Genomic DNA, 718 nt, shown 5'->3' with positions numbered 1-718 from the left:
GTGGTCCGGTGCGCGGCCGGGTGCGTGCTGCTGCTGCTCCGCGTCGCCGACGAGGTGGGTCGGCCGGGCCGTGCCGCCGGCGCAGGCGGGCATCGCGAGCACCGCGGCACCCACGAGCGCGACCGCCGGGAGGCGACGGGTCACGTCAGTAGATGACGACGACGGCGTCGTTGCCACCGGTGCAGCGGGTGACGGCCGCGCCGGTGCAGCGCATCGTGTAGGCCTTGTCGGTCACCGGGCTGGTGACCCGCACGGTCGCCTTGCCGCCGTCGGGAGCGGCCGCGAGGTAGGCATCGCGCACGGCGATGGCGAACTCGCAGCTCGTCACCGTCGAGCCCGCACCGGCCGCGGCGCCACCGGAGGGCCCGGCGCACTGCTTGACGCCGGCAGGGGCGACGTTGGAGCGGGTGGGCTTGGCCTTCGTCGAGCTCTTGGTCTTCGGCTTCGTCGAGCTCGTGGTGCTCGACTCCTCGCTCGAGGTCGACGACGGCTGGGTCGTGTCGGGGGAGGAGGTCTGGGTGACCGTCGTCTGCGCGGTCGGCTCGTCGTCGCCACCACCCATCGCCATGACAGTGCCGCCGACGCACAGGCCACCGAGGAGCACGCCGCCGACGAGGAGGGCGACGAGGCCGAGCGGGGAGGTGCTGCGGCCCGATCGCCGGGGCTCGTCGTGGTAGGGGCTCGGCTGCTGGGCCGGGACGGTCTGCCGGTGCGCGCG

General features: G+C 74.8%; 1 protein-coding gene. It reads right to left on the bottom strand.

The features are described 5' to 3' along the window. Positions 1-145 precede the first annotated feature (145 nt). The coding region (locus tag AC2W7J_RS18605; protein WP_485984288.1) for a hypothetical protein at positions 146-718 on the bottom strand (573 nt) is incomplete at its 5' end.

The sequence above is a fragment of the Janibacter sp. CFPM2_SD2 genome (assembly GCF_057364645.1).
Note: the sequence above shows the minus strand (reverse complement) of the source record. Positions and strands in the feature narration are given on the sequence as shown.